General features: G+C 65.4%; 5 protein-coding genes. 3 read left to right on the top strand and 2 right to left on the bottom strand.

Going from position 1 to position 4,716, the window contains the following annotated elements; all coding sequences use genetic code 11:
• The first annotated feature begins 128 nt into the window (after positions 1-128).
• Positions 129-1,214: a cation diffusion facilitator family transporter gene (locus tag QOI01_RS36185; RefSeq protein WP_526389070.1), complete on the top strand. Its 1,086-nt coding sequence runs from the start codon at positions 129-131 to the stop codon at positions 1,212-1,214.
• On the opposite strand, the gene QOI01_RS36180 is transcribed toward QOI01_RS36185, so the two are convergent.
• Both QOI01_RS36180 and QOI01_RS36175 read right to left on the bottom strand, forming a co-directional pair.
• Positions 1,211-2,785 carry a phytoene desaturase family protein gene (locus tag QOI01_RS36180; protein WP_526389069.1) on the bottom strand — a complete coding sequence of 525 codons (1,575 nt, stop codon included), beginning with the start codon at positions 2,783-2,785 and terminating at the stop codon, positions 1,211-1,213. The two genes, QOI01_RS36185 and QOI01_RS36180, sit on opposite strands and share 4 nt — an antisense overlap.
• Positions 2,786-2,836: 51 nt before the next feature.
• Positions 2,837-3,442, bottom strand: a complete 606-nt coding sequence (locus QOI01_RS36175; RefSeq protein WP_526389067.1) for a TetR/AcrR family transcriptional regulator — start codon at positions 3,440-3,442, stop codon at positions 2,837-2,839.
• Positions 3,443-3,805: 363 nt separating this feature from the next.
• On the opposite strand from QOI01_RS36175, the gene QOI01_RS36170 reads away from it, so the two are divergent.
• Both QOI01_RS36170 and QOI01_RS36165 read left to right on the top strand, forming a co-directional pair.
• Positions 3,806-4,207 (top strand): MarR family winged helix-turn-helix transcriptional regulator, encoded by a 402-nt coding sequence (locus tag QOI01_RS36170; RefSeq protein WP_526389065.1) that lies wholly within the window; start codon positions 3,806-3,808, stop codon positions 4,205-4,207.
• An 85-nt stretch (positions 4,208-4,292) separates the two neighbouring features.
• The coding region (locus tag QOI01_RS36165) for an MmpS family transport accessory protein (protein WP_526389063.1) at positions 4,293-4,716 on the top strand (424 nt) is incomplete at its 3' end.

Genomic DNA, 4,716 nt, shown 5'->3' with positions numbered 1-4,716 from the left:
AGTACTACGACGGCCCGGAACTCGCTCCGCCGGAGTGCCATCCGGTCGACCAGACGGTCCCCGGGCCCGCGGAACGCTTGCCGGGCGACTGGATGGCTCAGCTCCAACGCAGGGGTGACTGATCCCCGGTGGTGAAGGCGGGTGGCGACAGCGCGCTGACTGTACTCATCGCGTTCGCAGCGAACCTCTTGGTCGCGTTGGCGAAGACGTTCGCGGCCGTGCTGTCCAGTTCGGCGTCGATGACCGCGGAGGCGGCGCATTCCTGGGCCGACACCGGCAATGAGGTCTTCCTCCTCGTCGCCAATCGACGCAGCATCCGCGACGCGGACGAGCGCAGACCGCTCGGGTACGGGCGGGAGGCCTACGTATGGTCGCTGCTCGCCGCGGTGGGGCTGTTCGTCATCGGTGCCGCGGTCTCGATCTGGCGGGGCGTCACCGAGCTGCTGCAAGGCGCCGAGGGCGGCGAAGACTACCGCATCGCCTATGTCGTCCTGGCGATCGCCTTCGTCTTGGAGGGCACATCGCTGGCGCAGGCGGTACGCCAGCTCAGCATGGGCGCAAGGGAATTCGAGAGCCGCGTCTTCGAGTACGCAATGGAGACGTCGGACCCGACGGTGCGGGCCGTGTTCGCGGAGGACTTCGCCGCGCTGATCGGCATCGCGATCGCATTCCTCGGCATCCTGCTGCACCAACTGACCGGTGAAGTGGTCTGGGACGCAGTCGGCTCCATCCTGGTCGGCGTCCTCCTCGGCGTCGTCGCCGTCATCCTGATCAACCGGAATCGGATCTTCCTCACCGGAGAAGGCGGCTCGCCCCGGATTCACCAGGCGCTCGTCGAGCGTCTGGCCACCTTCCCAGAGGTGGCCGAGGTGCGCTTCCTGCGTTCTGAGTTCATCGGACCGAAGCAGCTTTTCGTCATCGCCAGTGTCGACCTCGTCGGCGACAGCGCGGAGTCCTCGATCGCCAAGACTCTGCGGACCCTCGAGCACCGACTCGAAGAGGACCAGTACGTGCACGAGGCGGTGCTGACGGTTTCCGAGCCCGACGATGCGGGTATCGCGTTGATCGTGACTGACACAGATCCCAAGACCACAGAGTCGAACTCCGGCCCCGCCGGCGCCGACCACGACGTCCAGAGCGACCCGGCGAAGGGTGCCGACGACAGGACGGACTGGTCGGACGAGGGCGGAGCGACCCCGAAGGACGACGACTAGCGCGCGTCGGCAAGTGCCTGCGCGGCGGCGTTGTATCCCGGGATGAACGTGATGCCCGGACCGCCGTGGCACCCTGCGCTGCCCAGGTAGAACCCGCCGATCGGGATGGGCTGATCGGTGAAACCCCTTGGCCCCGGCCGGTTCGGCCCCATCTGCTCGGGATGGATGAGGCCGTGGCAGTAGTCGCCGCCAGGGGCGCCGAACATCATGCCCATGTGCCGCGGCGTGAACGTGGCGTACCGGATGATCTTCGACTCGAAATCCGGTGCGACACGGGTGATCTTGTCGATGACCCGGCGACCCATCTCGACCTTCAGGTCGCCGTAGGACACGTCTTCGTAGACCCCCTTGAATCCGACGGGGAACCACATCGAGAACGCCGAGGCGGCGTGCTTGCCGTCGGGCGCGAGGTTGCGGTCGTGCACCGATGGGAACTGCATCGCGATGGCGGGGTCGGCGGGCACGATCCCCCGGCGACTGTCCTCCCACTGTTGCTGCAGCTCCTCCGGCGTGCTGAAAAGTCCAATGGCCGCCTGCATCTCGGGATCGTTGAGCATCTCGTAGGGCTCGGCGAAGGTGGGCATGCCGTCGAGCGCGAAGTGCATCTGGAGATAACTTCCGCGGTGATCGACGCGGGTGAACCGATCGCGGACCTCCGATGGCACCACGTCCGGGTCGAGCAACTTCGTCACCGTCAGATCGGGCGCGATTCCCGAGACCACGATGGCCGCGTCGATCGTCGTGCCGTCCTCCAACCGGACGCCGGTGACCCGGCCGTCGGCCACCAGGATCTCCTCGACCTTGCTGCGTAACCGCAGCTCCCCCCCGCCCGCCTCCAGCACCTCTACGAGATGTGCTGTGAGCGATCCTATTCCGCCGCGGAGCTTCTTCATCAGCTTGGCGTTCTCGTCGGGCATCGCCAAGCCGTACGCCAGAGCCGCGGCACTGCCCGGGGTGGCGGGCCCACGGTAGGTGGTGTTGACGGCGAGGAACGAGAGCATTCCCCGCAGCGCCCCGTGCTTCTCGGCGTCGGGCAGATATCTGTCGAGGACGTCGGTGACGGACCCGAACAACATGTCGGTGATCGCCGCGCGCTCGAATTCGTTTTGCGCACAGGCGTACATCTCGTCGATCGTCTTCGGCGGTTGCCCGGCGTCGAACCGGCCCAACGCCCTCGTCGGGCCCTGGCTCCACGCCATCAACCCCGCCATGCCGTTGACGGCATCGGCGCCGTGCACGTCGTTGAGGTGCGTGAGCAGCTTCATCGGATCGGAGTAGTACACGACGGGCTCGTCACCGATCCCCCGCAGCGACACCGACATCACGTCGAGGTCGACGGTCGCCAACTCGTCGAGCCCGAGTTCGTCGCTGACCTTCGTAGAGGTCGGAAACTGCAGGGACCCAGCGATCTCGAACTTATAGCCGTCGAAAAGCTCTACCGTGGAAGCCATTCCGCCGGCGTAGAGCTTCGAGTCCAGACAGACGGTCCGCACACCGGCCTTCTGCAGAAGGGCCGCCGCCGCAAGTCCGTTGTGGCCTGCACCGATGACAATCGCGTCGAAGTCCGCCATCGTCCGAGGCTGGCACGCCGCTCAAGTTTTGTCAATATTGACGAAACTTGGTCACTTCTCATCGCTGATGCCCGCCGCCACCGCCTCGAGCGCCGTACGGCACAGCCGCGCGAGTTCCGGAAGCGACCGATCGTCGCTCAACATCCACACCTCCATCGCTCCGAAGACCGCCGCGGCGATGCAGCGGGCGGTGACGGTCACGCGCAACCGACCGTCGGTACCTGGTGCAGGCGGTTCGTCGCGGGTGAGGTACTCCTCGACCGCCTCGGCGAAGTCGGCCTCGACCTGCCGGATATGGCGCACGATGCGCCCGGCGTCAAGCTCCCGAGACCGCAGCTCCGCGATCTTCGGCACGGCCGCGGCGTCGTACGGCGCCGCGAGGATCGCCGAGTGCACGGCGTCGATGAGCGATTCGTCCGGCGACCTGACCGCAAGCGCCGTCCGGAACCACTCCAGCCCGGCGTCATAGTCGGCGAACAAGAGTTCGTGTTTCGACGTGAAGTGCCGGTAGAAGGTTCGCAGCGAGACGCCGGCGTCGGAGGCGATCTGCTCAGCAGAGGTGTCCTCCACGCCCTGGGCGAGGAACCGGACCAGGGCCGCCTGGCGCAGCGCTTCGCGAGTGCGTTCGCTGCGCGCCGTCTGCGCAGGGCGGACCATGTGGGTAAGTTACCTCAGACCCTGCCCCATTCGACGTTGACTTCGGTCGATACATAGCCGCGCCAATGTAGTCTCGTCCCTGCCTGGCCCCTCGATCACCCGCGCAATCGACGCGCCGGAGCCGGACCCCTTGCAAGGCAACCAATCTCAAGTTCGTTGCCCGTTGGCGGGCGCCGCGAACAGTTCCTGTGGGGCGACTGTGTGGTGCGCTCGAAGACTCCTCCGATTGCTGCTACATAGTGCGCGTGATATATGTACCTCGTGGAAAAACGTCCGCCTCATGGGGATGTCGGTAATTGCGTCGGTGAGCTTCTCGACCAGGCACTGGATATCACGGCCCGATTTCTCACCGACCGCGCCGACTTGAGCGCATCCGCTGCGTTCGCGATGAACAGGGTGTGCCGGGAAGGTCCCATGCGGCTCACCACACTCGCGGCCAAGGAAGGGATCAGCCAGCCGTCGATGACTCAGCTGATCCAGAGGCTGGAACGCCAGGATCTGGTGACCAGGTTCGCCGACCCCGATGACGGGCGTGCTGCCCTCATCGGTATCACCAAGCACGGTCAGTCGCTGCTCGACGACCGGAAGCGACTCCGTCGGGAACGCTTGACGGAATTGCTGGCGACGCTGACGCCCGAGGAGGAAAGCGCGTTGTGGCTGTCTGCTCGGGTCGCCTTTCCGATCCTGAGTCGGCTCGTCGAAAATGCGGACTCACCGCCGAATGACGCCACGATCGCCCCGGCTGTCGAGAAGGTGGACTCGTGAGATCGGGAATAGCGGACGTGCCAAACGGTGTTGGTGGTGCCTCGAGGGTCGTGACGCGATCAGTCGGTCAGCGGAAGGTGTTCGGATGAAGGCTATTCCAGTAGGTCGCTGGCTGAAGAAGATATGGATCCCGTTGGTTCTCATCGTCGTACTGGCGATCTCGGGCCTCGTGGTTTCCCGCCTGCACAAGATGTTCGCGTCCCAGGATCTCAATGCCAACGCCGGTGCGGGCATCGAGATCGTCCAGTTCAACCCGAAGGTCATGGTCTACGACGTGTACGGCCCGCCGGGCAGCACCGCCCAAATCGGTTACTTCGACCCGGATGCCAACGTGCACTCGATCACTGCGACCCTGCCGTGGTCGGTCACCTTGTCGACGACCTTGCCGTCCGTCAGCGCAAGTCTCGTCGCGCGGAGCGACACTGATCAGATTGGATGCCGCGTCACCGTGAACGGAACCGTCCGTGAGGAGCAATCCGCCAATGGGGTCAACGCCCAGACGTACTGCC

Origin of the sequence: Mycobacterium sp., assembly GCF_032162605.1 — a bacterium.
Lineage (GTDB): Bacteria > Actinomycetota > Actinomycetes > Mycobacteriales > Mycobacteriaceae > Mycobacterium.
Note: the sequence above shows the minus strand (reverse complement) of the source record. Positions and strands in the feature narration are given on the sequence as shown.